Origin of the sequence: Enterococcus sp. AZ077 (assembly GCF_051714965.1) — a bacterium.
GTDB classification, from domain to species: domain Bacteria; phylum Bacillota; class Bacilli; order Lactobacillales; family Enterococcaceae; genus Enterococcus_B; species Enterococcus_B hirae.
On sequence record NZ_JBIOSX010000001.1, the window covers coordinates 1,312,184 to 1,334,056 of the forward strand.

At 38.0% G+C, this 21,873-nt stretch carries 19 protein-coding genes; 15 read left to right on the forward strand and 4 right to left on the reverse strand.

The features are described from left to right. Positions 1–187 precede the first annotated feature (187 nt). Complete coding sequence (gene fabZ, locus IGL28_RS06040; protein WP_010719274.1) at positions 188–628, forward strand: 3-hydroxyacyl-ACP dehydratase FabZ; 441 nt, start codon at positions 188–190, stop codon at positions 626–628. A gap of 127 nt (positions 629–755) precedes the next feature. Here fabZ and IGL28_RS06045 read toward each other — a convergent pair whose 3' ends face one another. Then, positions 756–1,514 (reverse strand): peptidylprolyl isomerase, encoded by a 759-nt coding sequence (locus IGL28_RS06045; protein WP_010719273.1) that lies wholly within the window; start codon positions 1,512–1,514, stop codon positions 756–758. 184 nt (positions 1,515–1,698) lie between these two features. Here IGL28_RS06045 and IGL28_RS06050 point away from each other — a divergent pair, with 184 nt between their 5' ends. From IGL28_RS06050 to IGL28_RS06060, 3 genes are all read left to right on the forward strand, one after another. After that, entirely contained in the window at positions 1,699–2,793 is a 1,095-nt protein-coding gene (locus IGL28_RS06050) for a DUF871 domain-containing protein (RefSeq protein ID WP_010719272.1), read from the forward strand. Positions 2,794–3,136: 343 nt separating this feature from the next. Beyond that, positions 3,137–4,072 carry an alpha/beta hydrolase gene (locus IGL28_RS06055; RefSeq protein WP_053766076.1) on the forward strand — a complete coding sequence of 312 codons (936 nt, stop codon included), beginning with the start codon at positions 3,137–3,139 and terminating at the stop codon, positions 4,070–4,072. A 355-nt stretch (positions 4,073–4,427) separates the two neighbouring features. Beyond that, positions 4,428–6,428, forward strand: coding sequence for a hypothetical protein (locus IGL28_RS06060; RefSeq protein ID WP_232088572.1), 2,001 nt, complete (start codon positions 4,428–4,430; stop codon positions 6,426–6,428). 131 nt (positions 6,429–6,559) lie between these two features. Here IGL28_RS06060 and gap read toward each other — a convergent pair whose 3' ends face one another. Then, complete coding sequence (gap, locus tag IGL28_RS06065; RefSeq protein WP_010719268.1) at positions 6,560–7,570, reverse strand: type I glyceraldehyde-3-phosphate dehydrogenase; 1,011 nt, start codon at positions 7,568–7,570, stop codon at positions 6,560–6,562. A 329-nt stretch (positions 7,571–7,899) separates the two neighbouring features. Here gap and obgE point away from each other — a divergent pair, with 329 nt between their 5' ends. The 7 genes from obgE to IGL28_RS06100 all read left to right on the forward strand — a co-directional run bounded on the left by obgE (position 7,900) and on the right by IGL28_RS06100 (position 15,401). Further along, on the forward strand, positions 7,900–9,213 hold the full coding sequence (obgE, locus tag IGL28_RS06070) for a GTPase ObgE (protein WP_010719267.1): 1,314 nt from the start codon (positions 7,900–7,902) through the stop codon (positions 9,211–9,213). 267 nt (positions 9,214–9,480) lie between these two features. After that, positions 9,481–10,032 (forward strand): hypothetical protein, encoded by a 552-nt coding sequence (locus IGL28_RS06075; RefSeq protein ID WP_010737501.1) that lies wholly within the window; start codon positions 9,481–9,483, stop codon positions 10,030–10,032. 164 nt (positions 10,033–10,196) lie between these two features. Further along, entirely contained in the window at positions 10,197–11,150 is a 954-nt protein-coding gene (rnz, locus tag IGL28_RS06080) for a ribonuclease Z (protein ID WP_081129017.1), read from the forward strand. Further along, on the forward strand, positions 11,134–11,922 hold the full coding sequence (locus IGL28_RS06085; protein WP_010737503.1) for an SDR family NAD(P)-dependent oxidoreductase: 789 nt from the start codon (positions 11,134–11,136) through the stop codon (positions 11,920–11,922). Before rnz ends, IGL28_RS06085 begins: the two co-directional genes overlap by 17 nt. A 10-nt stretch (positions 11,923–11,932) precedes the next feature. Then, on the forward strand, positions 11,933–12,370 hold the full coding sequence (locus tag IGL28_RS06090; protein ID WP_034697790.1) for a LapA family protein: 438 nt from the start codon (positions 11,933–11,935) through the stop codon (positions 12,368–12,370). A gap of 207 nt (positions 12,371–12,577) precedes the next feature. Beyond that, positions 12,578–14,875: a single-stranded-DNA-specific exonuclease RecJ gene (gene recJ, locus IGL28_RS06095; protein WP_081129018.1), complete on the forward strand. Its 2,298-nt coding sequence runs from the start codon at positions 12,578–12,580 to the stop codon at positions 14,873–14,875. Positions 14,876–14,888: 13 nt separating this feature from the next. Next, the gene (locus tag IGL28_RS06100; RefSeq protein WP_010719261.1) at positions 14,889–15,401 is read left to right on the forward strand and encodes an adenine phosphoribosyltransferase; all 513 of its coding nucleotides are present in this window, start codon (positions 14,889–14,891) and stop codon (positions 15,399–15,401) included. A gap of 276 nt (positions 15,402–15,677) precedes the next feature. Here the strand turns inward: IGL28_RS06100 and IGL28_RS06105 are convergent, their stop codons facing one another. Both IGL28_RS06105 and lexA read right to left on the reverse strand, forming a co-directional pair. After that, positions 15,678–15,896 (reverse strand): hypothetical protein, encoded by a 219-nt coding sequence (locus IGL28_RS06105; RefSeq protein ID WP_010719260.1) that lies wholly within the window; start codon positions 15,894–15,896, stop codon positions 15,678–15,680. Positions 15,897–16,403: 507 nt separating this feature from the next. Further along, positions 16,404–17,027: a transcriptional repressor LexA gene (lexA, locus tag IGL28_RS06110; RefSeq protein ID WP_010719259.1), complete on the reverse strand. Its 624-nt coding sequence runs from the start codon at positions 17,025–17,027 to the stop codon at positions 16,404–16,406. A gap of 148 nt (positions 17,028–17,175) precedes the next feature. On the opposite strand from lexA, the gene IGL28_RS06115 reads away from it, so the two are divergent. The 4 genes from IGL28_RS06115 (at position 17,176) to cysK (ending at position 21,721) form a co-directional block, all read left to right on the forward strand. Beyond that, positions 17,176–17,430 carry a DUF896 family protein gene (locus tag IGL28_RS06115; protein WP_081129020.1) on the forward strand — a complete coding sequence of 85 codons (255 nt, stop codon included), beginning with the start codon at positions 17,176–17,178 and terminating at the stop codon, positions 17,428–17,430. A 98-nt stretch (positions 17,431–17,528) separates the two neighbouring features. Further along, positions 17,529–19,523 (forward strand): transketolase, encoded by a 1,995-nt coding sequence (tkt, locus tag IGL28_RS06120; RefSeq protein ID WP_010737506.1) that lies wholly within the window; start codon positions 17,529–17,531, stop codon positions 19,521–19,523. 274 nt (positions 19,524–19,797) lie between these two features. After that, positions 19,798–20,658 (forward strand): glucosaminidase domain-containing protein, encoded by an 861-nt coding sequence (locus tag IGL28_RS06125; RefSeq protein ID WP_034697803.1) that lies wholly within the window; start codon positions 19,798–19,800, stop codon positions 20,656–20,658. Between the two features lie 136 nt (positions 20,659–20,794). After that, complete coding sequence (gene cysK / locus IGL28_RS06130) at positions 20,795–21,721, forward strand: cysteine synthase A (RefSeq protein ID WP_010719255.1); 927 nt, start codon at positions 20,795–20,797, stop codon at positions 21,719–21,721. Positions 21,722–21,873: the final 152 nt, after the last annotated feature.

The window sequence follows — 21,873 nt, forward strand, 5'->3', positions numbered from 1 at the left end:
TAATAGGTTGTATAATAAACAATAATTGCAAAATAATAACCTCTTGATTTTCTATTATTAGTCAAAATGCTTTGATTGTCAAACTATTTTTTTTAATAATAAAAAAAGATTGCTAAAAATTTAAGAATATGATACTTTGATAATCAAAGTAATAATCAAGGCAATTAGCCAAAAGAAGGAGTATATTATGTCTTACGTATTATCAGCTACTGAAGTAATGGACTTGATTCCCAATCGTTATCCAATATGCTATATCGATTATGTCGATACCTTAGAACCAGGAAAGAAAATCGTCGCAACGAAAAATGTAACGATCAATGAAGATTTCTTCCAAGGACACTTTCCTGATAATCCAGTAATGCCTGGTGCATTGATTCTAGAAACCTTAGCGCAAGCTGGATCGATTCTGATTTTAAAATCAGAAGAATTTTTAGGCAAAAGAGCGTATATCGGTGGGATTAACAAAGCGAAATTTCGCCAGAAAGTGGTTCCTGGTGACGTGATGAAATGTCATTTTGAAATCACAAAAATGAAGGGTGCAGTAGGGACCGCTTTATCTGCGGCTTATGTCGAGGATAAAAAAGTTTGTGAGTGTGAGTTTACTTTTATTGTGAACAAAGATGCTTAATTGGGTAAAGCGGCTTTTTTTATAAAAGCAGAATTTACAAGGACCCAGTTATCAGTAAAAGCCGAAGAACAGCGAAGGGCAATGGAGTACCTTTCGTTATTCTTCGGCTTTTACTTAATGATTCGTCTTATGATTCTTTCGCTTCTTGTAAGATGTTGATTTTTTCAATTTTAACCGCTTCTTTTGGTTTATCTGAGGCATCTGTTTCAACCTCTGCGATTTTATCTACAACGTCCATTCCTTCGATGACTTGTCCAAAGACCGTATATTCACCATCTAAACTAGGATAGCCACCATTTTTATACGCATTGATGATTGCTTGAGGGTAATCATCTTTTAATAGTCCGTCATGCATATCATCTGAGTTTTGGACGATAAAGAATTGGCTCCCATTACTGTTAGGATCTTGGGCACGTGCCATGGATAAAGCTCCGCGGATGTTGTAAAGCTGGTTAGATATTTCAGTTTCAAATCCTTTGCCCCAAATACTTTCACCGCCAGTACCATCCCCTTTAGGATCGCCTCCTTGGATCATGAAATCTTTGATCACTCGGTGGAAAGTCAAGCCATCGTAATAGCCATCTTTAGCATGTGTCATAAAATTCTCAACTGCTTTAGGGGCCAATTCAGGGAATAATTTCATTTTGATTGTCCCTTTTGATGTGACCATCTCAACCAGATCTTCATTGGCAGCGACCTCATTGCTCAATTGAGGAAGAGGGAGTGCGTTTAAATCGACACTTTCTTTTGTACTGCTTTCCGTTGTTTTTTCTGTTGAACTTGTTGTTTCAGAAGTGTTTGTTTTTGGTTCACTTTGATTACACCCTGCTGCAAATAGTAGGGTTGCAACCAATCCCATACTTAAAAGAAGTTTTTTTGTTTTCATTTTTGGTTCCTTTCAAAGATAATCAGTTTGTTATCTATAATGATAACAAATAATGTTCAATTTACCTATTCTTTTTCTCATAATTTCTTCGTTTATGATCACTTTTCTCAAAGGTGTAGACCATTTAAAGCGCTTTTGTTATAATGTAAGTGGATACAAAAAAGATTTTGGGAGGATTCAACTGATGGGAAAATTAGGTATTTCGATTTATCCGGAACGTTCAACGTTCAAAAAGGACAAAGCATATTTGGATTTAGCACATAAATATGGATTCAAACGTGTATTTACTAGCTTATTACAAATAGAAGATGACAAAGAAAAGGTTTTAGCTGATTTTTCTAAAGTTGTGGAATATGCGAACCAATTAGGAATGGAAGTTATGGTAGATATCAACCCAGCATTATTTGAACAATTAGGGATATCCTACGATGATCTTTCCTTTTTTCATAAGATGGGAGCGTACGGCATCCGTTTAGATATCGGATTTACGGGAGCTGAAGAAGCAAAAATGACACGTAATCCATACGGTATTAAGATTGAGATCAATATGAGTTCTGGAACTAGTTATGTTGACAACATCATGAGTTATTCTCCGAATACTAATAATTTGTTAGGGTCTCATAATTTTTACCCTCATCGCTATTCTGGTTTGAGTTATGATCATTTTGTGTATTGCTCAGAAAAATTTAGAAATTATAATTTGAATACAATGGCATTCGTCAATTCTCAAACCGCTGATTTCGGACCATGGCCAACGCAAGACGGTTTGTGTTCGCTTGAAGATCATCGAAACTTAGAGATTTCTACACAAGTCAAGCACTTGATGCTTACGGGTTTGATCGATGATATTTCTATCGGCAATGCTTATGCGAGCGAGGAAGAACTAAAAGCGATGGCAGAAGCATTTAATGCAGATTATCCAACATTGAAAGTAGATGTTGAAGAAGATATCACCGAAGATGAACGGATTTGTTTGTTTGATAATCTCCACAGCTATCGTGGTGATCGTTCAGAATATATCCTTCGTTCAACAATGACACGGATCTACTATAAAGATAAACCATTCCCACCACATAATACCCGGGACATGTCTCGCGGGGATGTCTTGATTGATAATGTGGGGTATGACCAATACAAAGGTGAAACTCAAATTGCGCTAAAAGAGATGAAAAATGACGGTCGTGTGAATGTAGTCGGACGTATTTCAGAAGATGAATTGTTCTTATTAGACTTCTTAAAACCGTGGTCAAGTTTTAAAATGATCGAAAATAAAAAATAATGGTTCCTAACTTTTAAACTATTTTTGTTTAAAAGCTAAGAACCATCGGGGAAACTTCAAAGCCGGTGAATTCTACTGGTTTTGAAGTTTTTTTGTAAAAATGATTGAAAAATTGATTAGTCTAAATAATTTGTCAAGATGTTATGTCTCTGAGATAACAAGACTGATCTTGATAGATTAGTTGTGTGAAGATGGTTTTTTTACAACCATTTATAAATGAAATTTGAAGAGAAATGGGTGATGTGGAGCTTTATATTTACTCTTGGAAGGATTGCATCGAATAACTTCTTTGTTTATACTTAATCAAGAATTAGTATTAATAATGGAATAAGGAAGGAAAGCGATGAAACTTTTGACAAAAATAGTAATCGGAATTGCTATTGTCGTGATAGTGGTTCTATTATTTGCAGGCAACTATTTTTATAATTATGCAGTTGTCCCATCAGAAAAGGATTTTTTAGAAAACGATACGCCGGGAACTTCTCAAACAACAAAAGAAAACGAGGCGACAAAGTGGTTCAATCAGAAAGAGAATCGCACTTACTGGCATCTAACATCAACAGATCATTTGAAATTGTCTGCGATCTATCTGCCAGCAGAAAAGAAAAGTGATAAAACAGTTATTGTTGCCCATGGTTATATGGGGAATGCAGAAACAATGGCAAATTATGCAAAAATGTTTCATGATTTAGGCTACAATGTGTTAGTTCCAGATGCTCGAGGCCACGGGCGTAGTGAAGGGGATTATATCGGATTCGGTTGGCCAGAGCGAAAAGATTACGTCCAATGGATCGATAAAATCTTAGCAGAAACAGGGCAGTCGCAACAAATCGTACTTTATGGAGTAAGTATGGGTGCTGCAACTGTGATGATGACGAGCGGTGAGAAGCTACCAAATAACGTGAAAGCGATCATCGAAGACTGTGGGTATTCGTCAGTTGATGAAGAACTTGCATATCAACTAAAAGATATGTTCAACTTACCTTCTTTTCCATTGATCCAAGTGACTAGCTTGATTACAAAAATTCGAGCAGGGTATTTTTTTGGGGAAGCAAGTGCCGTTGATCAATTAACTAAAAATACGAAACCAATGTTATTTATCCATGGTGATGCGGATACATTCGTTCCCTATAATATGTTAGCAAAAGTATATGCTGCAACAAAGGGACCAAAAGAAAAATACGTGGTCAAGGGAGCCGAACACGCAAAAGCGTATCAGGCAGACCCAGAAAAGTATCAGCAAACCGTCAAAGAGTTTTTAGCAAAATATGTCCAATGAGTTGTTTGCTAATAGATAATACAAAAATAATTTTAGGATTCTAATAGAGAGAACTCATTCTTTTTATTTACCGGCAGTCATCCGTTCACAATAGAAATATGGGTGACTGCTTACATATATAGTTGAGAATTTTACATAAATCAGACAAAAAAACGAACGAAAATCAAGAATAGGCAAAGAGGAACCTTTCTGTCATTATCGAAAAATACATTGTGAAGAATGAAAATAGAGAAAATGAATTTAGGAGCCTTTTTGACATAAAAACGGATATAAAATCGTTTCATGAAAAAAAGCGAATCAACCGCACAAAACGATTTTTATTATAAAAAATGATCTCAAGAAAGGGAGCGAAAAAATGCCACTGGCAAATAAACTAGAACTAGAACAAGCTTTGCGCGCACGATTATTAGTCAATTCAATATCCTCTAAAGATACTAAACATTCAATTTTGAACCGCACAAAACGTTTGTTCAAAAAAAAACCTTCGATTGAAGTAAATAAGCAAGACAAATTTGGGAATTTCAAAATGTATGAACAATTTTTTGATCTTCCAGTTGGAGATATTCGGCATATTCCTGATTTGAATGAGACGAAAGAGATGTTTAAAGAGAATTTGAAAATTTGGGGTCATATGATCAACGTGAGTGCCGATCCTAACATAACAAGTTTAGTTGAAGAAAAAGGTCAGTTTACAATGTACGATTCATTCGAACGGAGTAGCGATGCTATCCAAGATACACAAAAAATAGAACAAGAACTCTTACACTTAAGTGGAGATAAAGCTCGTTTTCTCGTATTACCACTCCTAAGTGGGAGACCGTTACATAAAGAGGAAAAAGAGTTGATTAAGGACACCACTGAAAACGAGCCTGTATACACTAGTTTAACAGGAGCAATTATCCAAAATCAAAACAATAAATATCTCGTTACATTGGTAACTTCGAATGACCAAGAGCTCACGATTCGCAAATGCGCAATCGATCAAGACAAAACCAAAGAGTTAGCCAATCTATTGGGCACGCCATTACACTCTAGCCATGAGAATATGACTACACTAGTGGATAAATTTGAGAATCTTAGGAATAAACAAGAAATAAAAGAAACGGCAAAGAATATATCACATTCAAAAAAATTTCATTTCTTACTTCCGCAACTATATTACACTGTTGACTACATTTTTTATGGGAATGCTATTGATCAAATTCATGAGGATGTTCAAAAGAACGGTCAAATACAAGATCAGAAGGGGAAGGCAATTGATGAACAAACGAAGCCCCCAATGGATTACTTCAATCTTACACCAGCAACTCAACAAAATAATCATAAACGTTTGATGAATGAGTTTCATTACGCAGCACTTAAGAGGATGAACCAATTACAATATTCGGAAGATCTTCTTCATTCGATGGTTATTGTACATAATAAAACTGAACAAGTGGAAAATATGGATAAGAATTGGAAAACAAAAATTGAAGATACAATACTCACAACTTCTCAACAAAGAAAATCGCCGTATAGACAAGATTCAGTAGAAGTAGAAGACAGAGGGATTTACCTAGCTGAGCTGCGGGAACCAAAAGAAATATTTGAGAAAGCAGAAGAACAATTAAAACAGTCAAGAGGGATTGTTCTGCCAAATGAAGTGGCAGCAATTAGCCGTTCACTTCAATATAGTAAGTATTATCAGTTAGAAAAAAATTCGATTGTACAAGAACTCTCTCGATTAATGCCAGGCGATCCAACTTCTTTTCTAGTTACTTCTCATGATATTCAGATCAAGTTGAAGGACAAGGGTCCTCATGAAAAACAGAATCTTGGTTGTGTGATACGGAAAAATACTTTCGGGAACTTTATCGTTTCAGTGGTTGATCCCACAGGTTACTATCAAAAAAGAACGCAAGTAAATGGTCTGTTACCTTGTGTACATGAATTTGAAATTTCTAAATCTAACCTATCAGAACTAGCACAAGCACTCAATAAGAGCAACGATAAGAACAAAAGTGACTTTATCCTTCAAAGGGATTTATCTTTAATTAGCAATGGAGGAAAAGTTACAGATTATATCATTGATCAAAGTGCTTATTTAAAATCAAAACAGGGATTTCATCATTTTTCTGCCGCAGTAGATTTTGCTATTTTTTCAAGTACAATGCAGTTAGGGCGTTATGTTTATATTAATGATCTTGAGAAATTGAGTGGAAAAAATACAGAGTTAGCGAATAATTTAGGAGAAGAAAGAGCATTGAAAATAGCTTATCCAGAACACTTTGCTCAAAAGAAAGTGAAAAAAACACGAGCTAGTAATTCGCAAATAAGGGATGTTTATAAAAATTCTATCTTTGATCAAGAGAGATGATAAGGTTTACCATCACTCGTTCTTTTTGAACCAGTTTAGAAGAACTAGATAAAGAGACCGTTTGAACCACTCAACGAGTCGTTCAAACGGTCTCTATTTTCTATCTTTGAAAACATGTGATTTTTTGGTGATTAAAGATTAGCAAATTTTTCCAACAAACGGATCATTTGGCAAGTGAAACCATATTCATTGTCATACCAAGCAACGGTTTTTACGAGTTGGTAATCGCCAGCCGTTGTGACTTCTGTTTGAGTTGGATCGAAAATCGAACCTTGTGTGGTACCGATTACGTCACCAGAGACGATTTGACGATCATCGTAACCAAATGATGGATTGTCTTCGGTATGTTTCTTGATCGCTTCGTTCACTTGTTCAGCGGTCACTTTTGTTTTTAAAATGGAAACTAGTTCTGTTAATGAACCATCCACTACAGGTACTCGTTGTGCGTGACCTTGCAATTTCCCTTGAAGCTCTGGAATAACTAAGCCAATTGCTTTTGCCGCACCTGTTGAGTGAGGGATCGTGTTGTCAGCTGCTGATCGAGCTGCCCGTAAATTTCCACCTTTTACTGGTCCGTCTAATAACATTTGTGTAGAAGTATAAGCATGAACGGTAGTCATAGTCCCCACTTCGATACCAAATTCATTATTTAAGAAATAAGCCATCGGTGCTAAACAGTTTGTCGTACAAGAGCCTGCCGAAATGATTTTATCATTAGCATCTAACGTATCATCATTTACATTGTATACGATAGTTTTCATTGCACCAGCAGGAGCAGAGATCACTACACGTTTTACCCCAGCGTTCAAATGGGCTTGTGCTTTTTCTTCCGAAGTATAAAAACCAGTACATTCCAGTACGATATCGACCCCGTTTTCTTTAACCCAAGGGATTTTACTTGCATCTGGTTCAGCATAGACACGCGTTTCTTCACCATCTACTACGATTGAGTCTTCTGTTGCAGTAACTGTACCGGGATAGGTTCCATGAGTTGAATCAAATTGTAGCAACTGTGCCAACATTGTTGGGCTAGTTAAGTCATTGATTGCTACGACTTCAATATCATCAGATACTTCTTTGATTCGGCGGAAAGCTAAACGTCCAATACGTCCAAATCCGTTAATACCTACTTTTACTGTCATAATCAAAAGTTCCTTCTTTAGTGATATTGAGGGTGCAAACTTCGCATCCTTGATTAATACACTGTCATTTTCCTCCTGTTCACAAAATTTGTCAAAAAAAGATACTTACAAAAGTAAAGTGATAAAATGGTCTGAGAGGTGAAAAGCACTAGGAGATCTTTGAAACAATTTCCTTAAGTAGAATAGAAAAAATGAACAAAACCTGGAAAGTTTAATTGAAACGATAGACAAAATAGCTTTTGACCGATAAAATAAATAAGACTTTTGTTTATTGTGGAAATTCAGGCAGTCAAATGAATAATAGATAATTAAAATAGGAGGACTTAAAGATGTCCATGTTTTTAGATCAAGTAACCATCGATGTGAAGGCCGGTAAAGGCGGCGACGGAATGGTCGCTTTTCGCAGAGAAAAATATGTACCTGATGGAGGACCTGCTGGTGGTGACGGCGGTCGTGGCGGTGACGTCATTTTGATCGTTGATGAAGGTTTACGTACATTAATGGATTTTCGTTTCAATCGCCATTTTAAAGCACAGCCAGGAGAAAACGGAATGAGTAAAGGGATGCACGGTCGGGGTTCAGAAGATACTTATGTAAAAGTCCCTCAAGGAACGACTGTCCGTGATGCTGAAACAGGCGCTTTGTTAGGCGATTTGATTGAAAATGGTCAAACCTTAGTTGTTGCTAAAGGCGGTCGAGGGGGACGAGGAAACATCCGCTTTGCTTCTCCACGAAACCCAGCACCAGAAATTGCAGAAAACGGCGAACCAGGTCAAGAACGCAGAATCGAATTAGAACTAAAAGTCTTGGCTGATGTTGGGCTGGTTGGCTTTCCATCTGTAGGTAAATCAACGCTGCTTTCAGTTATTTCTTCTGCTCGGCCTAAAATCGGTGCGTACCATTTCACGACATTAGTACCAAATCTTGGTATGGTAACAACTAGCGATGGACGCAGTTTTGCAGCAGCGGACCTTCCTGGATTGATTGAAGGAGCTTCTCAAGGTGTTGGCTTAGGAACGCAGTTTTTACGTCATATCGAACGTACTCGTGTTATTTTACATGTGATTGATATGAGTGGGATGGAAGGCAGAGATCCTTACGAAGACTATTTGGCGATCAACCATGAATTGTCTACTTACAATCTTCGTTTATTGGAACGACCTCAAATAATTGTAGCCAATAAAATGGACATGCCAAACGCAGAAGAAAATTTGAAAAAATTCAAAGAGCAGCTTAATAAAGAAAAAACAGATGAATTTGCAGACGATATGCCGATTTTTCCAGTTTCAGGAGTAACAAGAAAAGGCATTGATCCATTGCTGAATGCGACAGCGGATCTTCTAGAAGTAACACCAGAGTTTCCGTTATATGATGAAGAAATCGAAGAAGAAACAGTTCAATATGGATTCAATCCAGAAGGGCCAGAATTTAAAATCGATCGCGATCCTGATGCTACTTGGATCTTATCAGGAGAAAAAATTGAGAAACTATTCCAAATGACGAATTTCGATCACGATGAAACTGTTATGCGTTTTGCTCGTCAGTTGAGAGGAATGGGCGTTGACGAAGCTTTACGTGCCCGTGGAGCAAAAGATGGCGATCTAGTGAGAATTGGTGAATTTGAATTTGAGTTTGTCGAATAAGATTACGTATGCTCATGAAAAGAGCCCATGTTAACACTCAATATCAACAAAGCGTCAAACCAGAAAAATGGTTTGGCGCTTTTTTGGTTTAAGCAATGGTAGGATTTGTCTTTTGGTAAAAATTTTTAAGCTATCACCAATAGTATCCAGAAAGATTTTTTAATAGGAAAAATTTATATTTCTTATGTGTTATTTATTAAAGGGTTTTTCCTTTTGTTTTTTTAAAATAAAAGTTAGAATAAAGAAAATGAATAGAGGAGTGTTTTTATGAGCAAACGAGTGATTATTTTGAATTTCCCTGTAGAGAGTCAAGCTTACCAAGCATTTTCTGAAATCAAACGATTACACGCTTCTCGTGCCATCAAGGGTGAACAAATGGCAGTGATTAGTCATGATCCTAATGGAACGCATCAATTCAAAATAGAGGATTTTTTGGATTTTACTGGAAACAATAAATCTTCAAAAGGTGGTTTAATCGGAATGTTAGTCGGTGTCTTGGGAGGCCCACTAGGGATTCTTTTAGGCTGGTTTGCTGGCGGGATGATCGGTGCTACGCAGGATGCCAAGGAAATCCAAGATGCTCAGACAGTTTTTGATTTTGTGGGCAATAAAATTGGCGAAGGAGCAACCGGTTTGATTTTGATTGCTGAAGAAGAAGATAATCGTCCTTTGAACCAATTAGTCATGATGGATTTAGGTGGCGAAATTACTCGCTTAGATTATGAAGAGGTCGAAGAAGACGTCCACGCTGCCAAAGAAGTCGAAAAACAAACACAAGAAACGGCACGGAAATCGTGGAAAGACAAACATCCTCAATAAAGAGACGAACAGAATAAAGAAAGAGAAACGCGTGAAAAAGGCGTTTTTCTTTTTTTAGTACCAATAAAAATGCAATTATTTAGGAAGCAATACGGACTTTCGGTTGATTATCCGACACATTTCCCATAAAATTAATAGTGAGTTTAAAGAAAGTCAGGTAGATTATGGAATTACAATTTTTAGGAACTGGTGCAGGGGTACCTGCCAAACATCGAAACGTTACCAGTATTGCATTAAAACTTTTGGATGAAAGAAATGAAGTCTGGTTATTTGACTGTGGTGAAGGAACGCAAATGCAAATCTTACGTACCAACATTCGTCCAAGAAAGATTGAAAAGATATTTATTACTCACTTACATGGTGACCATATCTTTGGGTTGCCAGGCTTGTTAAGCAGTCGTTCATTCCAAGGTGGAGATACGCCCTTGGAGATCTACGGACCAAAAGGAATCGAGACATTTGTCAAAACTTCGTTAGCTGTTTCGCAAACACGTTTAGGCTATCCGTTGAAATTCATCGAGTTAGTTGAAGATCAGCCGATTTTTCAAGATCAGCATTTTTCTGTCTATACTAAAAAATTAGATCATGGAATTGCCAGCTATGGCTTTCGGATTGTGGAACATGACCATAAAGGAGAGCTTCAAGTTGAAAAATTACAAGAACTGAATATTCCGGCTGGACCAATATATGGAAAGTTGAAAAAAGGAGAATCTGTTCAATTACCTGATGGAAGGGTTGTGGACGGGAAGCAGTTTGTGGGACCAGACAAAAAAGGGCGGATCGTTACGATTTTAGGTGATACGAGGAAGACAGCAAATTCAGTCGTGTTGGCCCAAGACTGTGATGTTTTGGTTCATGAAAGTACGTTTAACAAAAATGAAGCCAAGCTGGCAAAGAACTACTTCCATTCGACGACTTATCAAGCGGCTGAAGTAGCTAAAGAAGCAGCAGCGAAAAGTTTGTTATTAACCCATATTAGTGCGCGCTATTTAGGAAAAGCTGCGCAAGAACTAGAAGAAGAGGCACGTGAGGTCTTTGCAAATACAAGGATCATGAGAGATTTTGATACTGTCGATATTCCATTTCGTGAGGAGGAAAAGAATGAATTTAGAAAATAAAGTTGTCTTAGTAACCGGTAGTTCTGGTGGATTGGGCGCTCAAATCTGTTATGAAGCTGCAAAAAAAGGTGCTATCGTCATTGCTTGTGCTCGACGCAGCCAATTGATTGATGAGGTTAAAGCAGAATGTCAGAGATTAAGCGGAAAGGAAGCCTATGCTTTTCCAGTAGATGTGAGTGATCCTGACAGCGTCGATCGGCTCTATGAACAAGTGATGCAAACAGTCGGACGTGTAGATGTGTTAGTCAATAATGCCGGCTTTGGCATTTTTGAAGATTTTTTAACTTTCGATTTAGGAAAAGCTTACGATATGTTTGAAGTAAATGTACTAGGTATGATGGTCTTAACCCAAAAATTTGCGATTGATATGGCTGAAAGAAGGCAAGGACATATCATCAATATCGCTTCAATGGCTGGGAAAATGGCGACGGCGAAATCAACGATCTATTCAGCAACAAAATTTGCTGTCTTAGGCTTTTCTAATGCCTTACGATTAGAATTAAGACCACTTGGAGTGGCAGTCACTACGGTGAATCCAGGACCGGTTGCTACTGAATTTTTTGATAAAGCTGATCCTACCGGCAGTTATTTAGAAAAAGTTAGTCAACTTGTTTTAGAACCGGAGAAACTAGCAAAAACAATTGTACGAACAATGGAACATCCAAAGCGTGAAGTGAATCGTCCTGTCCTTCTTGAAATAGCGGCTAAATTTTACACTCTCTTTCCGACTATTGGCGACTACCTCGCAAGTGGGATTTTTAATAAAAAGTAGGTGAAAGAGTATGAAAAAACAAAGTAGTGTGATTATTGGATTTTTGCTTGTCTTGATTATTGTCGTATTTGCTGTATTAAACAACAGAAATGTTCCTGTTAACTTTGGGATTGCTTCATTTTCTGCACCATTGATTTTAGTTATCATTGGTTCGGCGATTATTGGTGCATTGATTGTTTTTGTTACTGCATCAACCACTTTATGGCAACAGAAAAAACAAATCAAACAATTAAAGCAGGAACTATCAGATTATCAAGAAAATCTTGATAAAAAAATTGCTGAAGCAAAGGAAGAACAACAACGAACATTCCGAAATGAACGAGCAGAATTAGAAGCTGCTTATCAGGCAGAATTACAAGCAACGAAAAAACAACTACAACAAGCGCAGTCGACAACATCTGATACGCAGAAAATTTCAGCAAAGCAAAGCTATAATTATTTTGACTAAAGTTTCATGAACGAGATCAAAATAAAAGATGGCAGGAACCATTGTTACATTTGGCTGAGAGGTAAAAGGCTGAGTTTCGGGTTTGTCAAATGGTCTTCAAAAAGTGCGTAACGACTTTTTGAAGACCATTTTAATGTGTTTGTGGCTATCTTTCTTCTTTTTTTTAAACTTTTCGTTTGCTATAATAACTAGGTTAGGGGTGAGCAAGTGAGACAAGCAAATTATGATTGGCAATTAAGTGAATCAGAACCGACTGAAATGTTTCTTCAAAGTATAAAGCAAGAGAATCTATCGCCTTTTATTGGCAAATTACTTTGGCAACGAGGCTATCGTGATGTAGAGAAAGTAAAAGAATTTTTGAATCCCAAACATCAAGAATTGCATGATCCTTACTTAATACATGACATGGATAAAGCCATCAGTCGAATCCAAGAAGCGGTGATCAATGGTGAAAAAATAGTCGTTTATGGTGACTACGATGCAGATGGGATTACAAGTACGACAGTGATGAAAGAAACATTGGAGCTACTCGGCGCCAATGTCGAAACATTTTTACCCAATCGTTTTATCCATGGCTATGGACCAAACAAAGCCGTTTATCAAGAAAAAATCGATGCAGGTGCGCAATTGATCATTACAGTGGACAATGGTGTGGCTGGTCACGATGCCGTAGCTTATGCGCAACAAGCAGGTGTTGATGTAATCATCACAGATCACCATGAAATGCCCAGTGAATTACCTGAAGCCTACGCTATCGTTCATCCACGACATCCACAAGGGAATTATCCGTTTCCTGATCTAGCAGGTGTCGGAGTAGCTTTTAAAGTGGCAACAGCATTATTAGAAGAACCTCCTGCTGAATTTTTAGATCTAGTGGCGATTGGAACGATTGCAGACTTAGTATCAATGACAGGCGAAAATCGCACACTTGTTGCTTTAGGATTAGATACGATCAAAGAAACCGAACGGATCGGTTTACAAGCTTTATTTAATGAAAGTGGCGTCTCTATGAAAGAAGCAGATGAAACGACCATCGGCTTTTCAATTGCCCCTCGGCTCAACGCGATTGGCCGAATGGGTGATCCTAATCCAGCTGTCGAGATGCTAGCTACCTTTGATGAGGAAGCGGCACTCACGTATGCCAAAAAACTCAACACGATCAATGAAGAAAGAAAAGCAGTCGTTGAAAAAATTACCCAAGAAGCATTGGAAATGATTGATGAAACGAATCAGATCCACCTTCTTGCCCATCCTGGGTGGCATGAGGGAGTGTTGGGGATCGTAGCTGGTAAACTGATGAATGCCACTGGTAAACCGACGATCGTCTTAACGATCAAAGAAGATGGTACAGCGAAAGGATCTGGCCGAAGTGTCGAAGCCCTGAATCTATATGAAATGTTAGATGCGATGCGTGACTTATTTACTTTCTTTGGAGGACACCATGCTGCTGTAGGGTTAACGATGCCTAGTGATAATCTTCAAGAATTACAAAAACGAATGAATCAGTATGTTTCCGAACAAAAAATAGATTTGACAAAAGGCGCAGCTTTACCGATCGACGAAGTCCTTACACCCAAAGATGTAACCATTGAATTGCTTAATGAATTAAAGTTACTTGCACCATATGGTACAGACAATGCGGTACCTCACTTTCTGTTTCGCCAAATCTTGGCTGAAAATGTGAAAAGAATTGGTACGAGTCAGCAACATTTGAAGTTAACATTGATGGAAGAAGCTAGTCCGTTAGATGCGGTAGCATTTGGTTTTGGTGACCAAGAAGCTGAGCTGTTAAATAATCCAGTGGATATCGTTGGGAAATTAGCTATCAATGAATGGAACGGTCGGAAAAAACCGCAATTGCTGGTATCAGACTTTGTTGTTGATGGATTTCAAATTTTTGATTGGCGTTCAAAGAGATACCGTCAGTTAACGAAGGTTGATCCACAAACATTGTATCTTGCGTTTGATCGCTCTTCTTTAAAAGAAATCTCTGGACTGGCTACAGACAATGTCCACGTGTTCGAAAGTATGGAACATATCAAGCAGTTGATCCACGATAATTCATATCATTCCTTGCTGGTAGTTGATTGTCCAAATGATTTAGAAATATTAAAAGAAATCCTTGCCTTTGGTTCTTTCGATCGAATGTACTTATTAGGGATTTCTTATGAAGAAGCTTATTTGAATGGAGTTGGATCAAGAGAACAATATGCCAAATTGTTCAAACTAATCCATACACAAGAAAAAATAGATATTCGCTATAAATTAGGCTCAATTGCTCAATATCTAAAAATACCACAAAAATTATTAATTTTTATGATTCAGGTGTTTTTTGAATTGAAATTTGTTACAATAGAAGATGGCGTTTTGCAAAAGATCGCTAATCCCAAAAGTCATCCGTTGACTGATAGCGTGCGTTATCAGCAACGAATAAAAAAAATCAAAGTAGAGGAATTCTTATTGTTAAGTGATATTCCCTCTATTAAAAAAAGGTTAACAACCTAGGAGGAGACAAATAGTGGATTTAAAAAAATATATTGCAAGTATTCCTGATTATCCAGCAAAAGGAATTATTTTTCGTGACATCTCGCCCCTTATGGCTGATGGAGATGCCTACAGAGAAGCAACGAAACAGATCGTAGATTATGCGAAAGAAAAAAGAATCGATATGGTTGTAGGACCAGAAGCGCGAGGATTCATCGTTGGCTGTCCTGTAGCTTACGAATTAGGAGTTGGATTTGCACCTGTACGTAAAAAAGGGAAGTTGCCTCGTGAAACGATCGAAGTAACTTACGGACTGGAATACGGTACAGATACATTGACACTCCATAAAGATGCGATCCAACCTGGACAAAGAGTCTTGATTTGTGATGACTTATTGGCTACAGGGGGAACGATCAAAGCAACGATCGAATTAGTAGAAAAATTGGGCGGTGTCGTTGTTGGCTGTGCTTTCTTGATCGAACTAATGGACTTAGATGGTCGTGAAAAAATCGAAGGATATGATATGATCACCTTGATGGAATATTAAACGATTTTTTGCTTAATAAACATTAAAAATAAATGTAAAAAGAAGTGGGACGTTAATCAGATTTTTTCTGACTAATTGTCCCACTCTCTTTTTTGTGAAGCAATCCTAAGCACGCTTGCTCACTATTTTTAGTTTGTGCAGGTGTATTTGTAAAAGTAGTCAATTGTTTTTTGATGGGGGGAACAATCGACTACTTTTTTGTGCATGAGCCGTTTTTTGACTCTTACATATGTGTTTTTTTTTATTTCGTTATTCAGGATTCTTTATGGGTCAAGATCAAGAGTGTCTCGATCGATAATAGGAGTCTGGATAAAAAGTGTCATCATGAATCCGACGCCGTTCAGACTGACGGTATTTCTTTTCATCCCACAACATAAACCATAAAGCAAACAACGGAACAAAGATCAACAATGCTGTACGCATACCAAAATTACCAATAATAATGCCTAAAAATAATACCATTAATACTAAGCCAAGACGTCTCATTGATTTCATGATTTCTCACCTCATTATTTTATGCGAACAAAAGTTCGTATAATTAGTATACGAACTTTTGTTCGTTTTGTAAAGAGGGAAGAACAAAAAAGATCGAAATCTATGTGTGTAATACTCAGAATTTTTTTAAACCAGCACAGGTCATTTGCTTATTCACCGTATTCAAAGCAGTTAGCGGTATTTGATCTAAATCATGCCACAGATCATGGTAGGTAAATGACGATTGTAGTGGTACCAAATGAAAAAAATCGAAATGGAAATACGACAAAGATCGACAAAAAAGTAGGAGATCGGTGCATTTTATTTAAGGAGTGAGGAAAGCACAAGAGAAACAACTCCGGCCGTTTATGGACACTTAATCATCGTTTATCCATCTTAATGCCCATTAAAGAACCCGAGACACGTTGCCCCGGGTTTTTCAGTCTTTATTGATAGATATAGCAGTTACTGCAAATAAATGAGTATGCGAGTAAGACCTTCACTTAAGTCTAGTCAAAAGAATCGTCTTTAATAGATATGACTGCGGTAGAGCCCAACGACTCGACCTAAAATAGAGACTTGATCTAAAATGATCGGTTCAAGAAGATCGTTTTCCGGTTGTAAACGAAAATGATTTTTTTCTTTATAGAATCGTTTACAAGTCGCTTCATCTTCGGCAGTCATTGCAATCACGATATCCCCGTTTTGGGCAGTTTCTTGTTTACGGACAATTACATTATCTCCGTCTAAAATTCCTGCATTGATCATACTTTCTCCGCGGATCGTCAACATGAACAAGCTTCCATCTTCAGAAGAAAGGTTAGGAGGGATCGGAAAGAAATCGGACGCATCTTCAACTGCTAAAATCGGTTCACCTGCAGTGACCACACCAAGCACTGGAATCGTGGAAGGTTTTACCCCTATTTTGGCTAATCCTTGTTTTGTTAATTCGATTGCACGTGGTTTCGTAGGGTCACGTTGAATAAATCCTTTTTTTTCCAATCGTGCAAGATGACCGTGAACTGTGGAGGTAGAAGAAAGCTGAACCGCTTCTCCAATCTCCCGAACAGTTGGTGGGTAGCCTTTTTGGGAAACTTGCTCGTGGATATATCGTAAGACTTCGATTTGTCTGGTTTCGGTTTGTCGGGCCACAGAGTACACCTTCTTTCAATTAATAATTAAATAGTACCACATAAAACTACTTCTTTCAAACAAATGTTCGTATTTAAAATATTTTATACTAGTTGTTTTTTTCGTGATTTTTATATAATATGAAGTAGAGTAAAAAGGAGGACTTGCTATGTTATCACCGGAAAAAATTACCCGCATCAACGAACTGGCCCAAAAAAAGAAAACAGAAGGCTTAACAGCTGACGAAGAAAAAGAACAATTGGCGTTAAGAGAAGAGTATCTGTCTGCTTTTCGTTCTGGGATGCGACACCATATCGAAGGGATGAAAATCATTGATCCAGAAGGTAACGATGTCACTCCAGAAAAATTGAAAGAAATCCAACGTGAAAAAGGCTTACATCGTCGAGGAAATAAGTTTCAGTAATAATTACTAAAAAACATTGCTTTTTCGAGACGTATCTAATAAAATTAGTAAGTAAGAAATAAAGGTAAAAAAAACCTAAATTAATAGGAGGGGTTATTTTGTTCGACAAAATCGACCAACTTGGCGTTAACACGATCCGTACATTAAGTATTGAAGCAGTTCAAAAGGCAAATTCTGGACACCCAGGGTTACCAATGGGGGCAGCCCCAATGGCATATGCACTCTGGACGAAACATTTGAAAGTGAACCCAACGACTTCAAAAAATTGGGTTGACCGTGACCGTTTTGTCTTATCCGCAGGACATGGTTCGGCAATGTTATACAGCTTACTACATTTATCAGGTTATCAAGTCACAATCGATGACTTAAAACAATTCCGTCAATGGGATTCAAAAACACCTGGACATCCAGAGGTCAATCATACTGACGGAGTAGAAGCAACAACTGGACCGTTAGGACAAGGAATCGCTATGGCTGTAGGTATGGCAATGGCAGAAGCTCACTTGGCAGCAACATATAACAGAGAAAACTTCAAAGTGGTAGATCACTATACTTATTCTCTTTGTGGCGACGGCGACTTGATGGAAGGCGTTTCGCAAGAAGCAAGTTCAATGGCTGCTCACATGAAATTAGGTAAATTGATCGTATTGTATGATTCAAATGATATTTCATTAGATGGTCCTACTTCAAAAGCTTTCACTGAAAATGTAGGAGCTCGTTATGAAGCTTATGGCTGGCAACATATTTTGGTTAAAGATGGAAATGATTTAGAAGCCATCAATCAAGCGATCGAAGAAGCAAAAGCTGAAACTGAAAAACCAACATTGATCGAAGTCAAAACAGTGATCGGCTACGGAGCTCCTAAAGAAGGAACTTCTGCTGTCCATGGGGCACCAATTGGCGATGATGGAATTAAAATGGCTAAAGGAGTGTATGGTTGGGAGTATCCTGATTTCACAGTTCCAGAAGAAGTAGCTGAAAGATTCCACCAAACAATGGTTGAAGAAGGGCAAAAAGCTGAAAATGAATGGAAAGAAATGTTTGAAAACTATAAACATGCTTATCCAGAATTAGCTCAACAATTTGAAGATGCGTTTGCTGGAAAACTTCCAGCTGACTGGGATGCTGAATTACCTTCTTATGAAGTAGGCGAAAGTCAAGCTAGCCGGGTTTCAAGCAAAGAAGTGATTCAAGAGTTATCAAAAGCAATCCCAAGTTTCTGGGGCGGATCAGCGGACTTATCAGGTTCGAATAATACGATGGTCACTGCGGACAAAGACTTTACTCCAGAACATTATGAAGGTCGTAATATTTGGTTTGGCGTTCGTGAGTTTGCGATGGCAGCTGCGATGAACGGTATCCAGCTTCATGGCGGAACTCGTATCTATGGCGGCACATTCTTTGTTTTCGTTGATTACTTACGTCCAGCAGTCCGTTTAGCAGCTATTCAAAATACACCGGTCATCTACGTGTTGACACATGATTCAGTGGCGGTTGGTGAAGATGGACCAACACATGAGCCAATCGAACAATTAGCGTCTGTAAGATGTATGCCAGGTGTTCACGTGATTCGTCCAGCCGATGGGAATGAAACACGCGCTGCTTGGAAAGTAGCAATGGAATCGACTGATACACCAACGATCTTGGTTTTAAGTCGTCAAAATCTTCCAGTTCTGCCATCAACGAAAGAAGTGGCAGACGAAATGGTGAAAAAAGGAGCTTATGTACTATCACCAGCTCAAGGAGAAACACCAGAAGGTATCTTGATCGCGACTGGTTCTGAAGTGGATCTAGCAGTCAAAGCACAAAAAGAATTGGCAGCAGCTGGAAAAGATGTTTCAGTCGTTTCAATGCCAAGTTTCGATTTATTTGAAAAACAATCTGCAGAATACAAAGAAAGCGTCTTACCAAAAGCCGTAACAAAACGAGTTGCTATTGAAGCAGCAGCTTCATTTGGTTGGGAACGCTATGTTGGGACAGAAGGAACAACTATCACGATCGATCATTTTGGTGCTTCTGCTCCAGGAAATAAAATTCTTGAAGAATTTGGTTTCACTGTGGAAAATGTTGTAGCAACTTTCAACCAATTATAAAATGAGTTAAAGAAGTTTTACGACAAACGTTTAAGAACATCTGAAAAAAGGAGACTATTTTCAGATGTTCTTTTTTTGTAGTAGAAAATTAGAATAATGATTCGTGTTTAATATTACTTAATGTTTCTTTAACATTACGTTCGTGTTACAAAAAGAAAAATAGTAAAGATTGATTTGAGTTTCCCATAAATTAAAAGTATAATTTAATTAATTAAGATTGTTTAAAGATGGAAACTTTATCAAGAGTTTTTTATTTTTTTGAGGAGGAATTCGAATGCAAGAGCTGAAAACCCGCAGTGCCCGACACCAAAAGAATAAAAGAACCATGGTGATCAATAAAAAAGCGATTGCTCCTTTGATGGGGACAACTCTTTTAGTGGGGCCAATGATGGTTACAGCAGCACCGCAAAATGTACGAGCAGATGAGCAGGTCACACAAACGACTGCAGATCCACAAGCTTTCATCAATCAAATCGGTTGGGCAGCTTCTGAAGTGGCTGCAAACAATGATTTATATGCATCGGTCATGATTGCCCAAGCTTTATTAGAAAGTGCTTATGGCACATCTAGCCTGGCAAGTGCGCCAAACTATAATTTATTCGGAGTTAAAGGAAGTTATAGTGGTCAAGTCGTTTATATGGCTACAAAGGAATATCTTAATGGACAATGGGTCACGATGAATGAACCTTTCCGTAAATATTCTTCTTATTGGGAATCTCTGCAAGATCATGCCAACGTTTTGCGTTCAACTAGTTTTTCAACTGGAGACTATCATTATGCTGGTGTCTGGAAAAGTAATACCACGAGTTTTTACGATGCAACAGCATATCTAACTGGTCGTTATGCAACAGATCCGGGTTACGGAGCAAAATTGAACTCATTGATTAATACGTATAATTTAACCCGATTTGATACGCCTTCTTCTGGTACCACAACGACGACAAGTACTACCACAACGACTACTACGTCAACTACCTCTTCAACAAGTGGTAGCCAGACCTATAAAGTGGTTTCAGGTGATACTTTGTGGGATATCGCACAGAAATTTGGTTTGTCAGTTGATGACTTAATGGCTAAAAATGGGATGACGATGTCTAACTATTCCTTATTAGTCGGACAAGAAATAAACGTTTAGTTAAATTAAGTGATAAAAACGGGAAAGGCTCTTCGCAGCTTTCCTGTTTTTTTACGTTGAAAAGGCGAATTATTCGCCAGAAGTTTCTTAGTTGTATTATCATTGAATAGAAGAAAATATTAAGGAGGAACTTAAAATGACACAAATTTATCATTCGATTACAGAATTGATTGGTCAGACACCGATCGTTAAGCTTAATCATTTGGTTCCAGAAGATTCAGCGGAAGTTTATGTGAAATTGGAATTTTTTAATCCTGGTGGTAGCGTAAAAGACCGGATTGCATTAAGTATGATTGAAAAAGCAGAACGGGATGGCCTTCTTAAGCCAGGAGACACAATCATCGAACCGACTTCAGGAAATACAGGGATCGGATTAGCCATGGTTGGGGTAGCTAAAGGGTATAAAGTGATCATCGTGATGCCAGAAACGATGAGTATCGAACGACGCTTATTGATGAAAGGTTATGGTGCTGAATTACTGCTCACGCCAGGTAAGGATGGAATCAGTGGCTCAATCAAAGAAGCGAAACGTTTAGCAGCGGAAAATGACTACTTCTTGCCGCTTCAGTTTGAAAATCCAGCCAATCCTTCTATCCATGAGAAAACAACTGGACATGAGATTCAAGAGGCGTTTGGTGTGAATGGGTTAGATGCTTTTGTAGCAGGGATTGGCACTGGAGGAACGATTTCTGGTGCTGGTAAAGAGTTGAAGCGAGTCTATCCAGCAATTGAAATCATTGGAGTTGAACCAGCCGAATCAGCGATTTTAGAAGGGAAAGAAGCAGGACCACATAAAATTCAAGGAATTGGGACAGGGTTTGTGCCAGATACTTTGGATACGAGCGTCTATGATCGGGTAGTTTCTGTAACAGGGGATCAAGCGTTAGCCACTGCTAGAGAAGTTGGAAAAAAAGAAGGAATCTTAGTAGGCATTTCATCAGGCGCAGCGATTGCTGCTGCTTTGGCAGAAGCGAAAGTGTTAGGTAAAGGGAAAAAAGTCTTAGCGGTTGTCCCAGATAACGGAGAACGTTATTTGTCAACAGCTCTTTATCAAGAAATGTAAAGAATTCTTACCACAACATTTAGACGTAATTAAGGAGATTTTTTCCTTAATTGCGTCTTTTTTCGCAATATTATGATTAATTTGAAATTTCTTTTCATGAAAAGTAGATTTTAAAAAGTAAAAATAGTATGATAGGACGAGAATAACAACGC

Coding starts and splice junctions, on each gene's coding strand:
- gap (WP_010719268.1), bottom strand. CDS start 7,570: ATGACAGTAAAAGTAGGTATTAACGGATTTGGACGTATTGGACGTTTA.
- IGL28_RS06050 (WP_010719272.1), top strand. CDS start 1,699: ATGGGAAAATTAGGTATTTCGATTTATCCGGAACGTTCAACGTTCAAA.
- fabZ (WP_010719274.1), top strand. CDS start 188: ATGTCTTACGTATTATCAGCTACTGAAGTAATGGACTTGATTCCCAAT.
- rnz (WP_081129017.1), top strand. CDS start 10,197: ATGGAATTACAATTTTTAGGAACTGGTGCAGGGGTACCTGCCAAACAT.
- IGL28_RS06105 (WP_010719260.1), bottom strand. CDS start 15,896: ATGAAATCAATGAGACGTCTTGGCTTAGTATTAATGGTATTATTTTTA.
- IGL28_RS06090 (WP_034697790.1), top strand. CDS start 11,933: ATGAAAAAACAAAGTAGTGTGATTATTGGATTTTTGCTTGTCTTGATT.
- IGL28_RS06125 (WP_034697803.1), top strand. CDS start 19,798: ATGCAAGAGCTGAAAACCCGCAGTGCCCGACACCAAAAGAATAAAAGA.
- IGL28_RS06085 (WP_010737503.1), top strand. CDS start 11,134: ATGAATTTAGAAAATAAAGTTGTCTTAGTAACCGGTAGTTCTGGTGGA.
- IGL28_RS06075 (WP_010737501.1), top strand. CDS start 9,481: ATGAGCAAACGAGTGATTATTTTGAATTTCCCTGTAGAGAGTCAAGCT.
- cysK (WP_010719255.1), top strand. CDS start 20,795: ATGACACAAATTTATCATTCGATTACAGAATTGATTGGTCAGACACCG.
- IGL28_RS06045 (WP_010719273.1), bottom strand. CDS start 1,514: ATGAAAACAAAAAAACTTCTTTTAAGTATGGGATTGGTTGCAACCCTA.
- IGL28_RS06115 (WP_081129020.1), top strand. CDS start 17,176: ATGTTATCACCGGAAAAAATTACCCGCATCAACGAACTGGCCCAAAAA.
- IGL28_RS06055 (WP_053766076.1), top strand. CDS start 3,137: ATGAAACTTTTGACAAAAATAGTAATCGGAATTGCTATTGTCGTGATA.
- IGL28_RS06060 (WP_232088572.1), top strand. CDS start 4,428: ATGCCACTGGCAAATAAACTAGAACTAGAACAAGCTTTGCGCGCACGA.
- obgE (WP_010719267.1), top strand. CDS start 7,900: ATGTCCATGTTTTTAGATCAAGTAACCATCGATGTGAAGGCCGGTAAA.